This window comes from Celeribacter sp. ULVN23_4, from assembly GCF_054788345.1.
In genome coordinates, this window is the sequence record NZ_JBTVYO010000024.1 from 1 (window position 1) to 1,001 (window position 1,001).

Genomic DNA, 1,001 nt, shown 5'->3' on the forward strand with positions numbered 1-1,001 from the left:
TGTAGATATGCCGTTACTCGCGGGACATTTCCTTTAACCTCCCAGATTTAGGAAAAGGAAGATGTCCATGACCAAAGATCAACGCGAAATCCAACGTAAATTGAGGATACTCCGATACGCGGAGGAGATCGGCCACGTCGCTAAAGCCTGCCGCTATTTTGGGATCGGCCGGTCCAGCTTTTACCGATGGCGCCAAGCCTACGCTGAACACGGCGAAGCTGGCCTGATCAATGCGCCACCGATCCCCAAATGGCACGCCAACAGGACGTCGCCTGAGCGCGAGGAAAAGGTTCTCTATCTACGCCGGAAATATCATCTGGGGCCAATGCGGATCGTTTGGTACTTGGAGCGTTACCATAACATTAAGATGTCTGACGTGACGGTTTCACGCATTCTGCGCCGTCATGGGCTGAACCGTCTTCCTCGAGGAACTCGCATGCGTAAGGTCCACACCAAGCGCTACCAAAAGCAAGTGCCGGGGCATCATATCCAGATGGACGTTAAGTTTCTGACTTTCAAAGGAAAGCAGGGCGAGAAAGTGCGCCGTTTCCAATACACGGCTATAGATGATGCCACTCGGGTTCGGGCGCTAAAGGTCTACGAGAAACACACTCAGGCCAATGCAATAGACTTCGTTGATCATGTCATAGAGAAGTTCCCCTTCCGTATTCGGGAAATCCGCACTGACAACGGCCATGAGTTCCAAGCAAAATTCCACTGGCACGTCGAGGGTTTGGGTATCCGCCATGCCTACATCAAACGCGGCACACCCCAGTTGAACGGAAAAGTCGAACGTTCTCACAGGTCGGATGGTCAGGAGTTCTACCAGCTTCTCACCTATAAAGGCGACGTCGATCTCATCGCCAAACTGGACGAATGGGAGCGCTTTTACAACTTCCACAGACCCCATGGTGCCCACGGTGGAAAGACGCCTTACGAAGCCCTCAGGGAAAAGCTATAGTCGAAACGAAGAGATGTCCCACGGGGAGCCGCACCTTACA

At 52.7% G+C, this 1,001-nt stretch carries 1 protein-coding gene; it reads left to right on the plus strand.

Annotation, left to right across the window (positions count from 1 at the left end; genetic code table 11):
- Positions 1-67: 67 nt before the first annotated feature.
- A complete protein-coding gene (locus ACYBHZ_RS19310; protein ID WP_460275946.1) occupies positions 68-961 on the plus strand; it encodes an IS481 family transposase in 894 nt (297 codons plus the stop codon).
- Positions 962-1,001 lie beyond the last annotated feature (40 nt).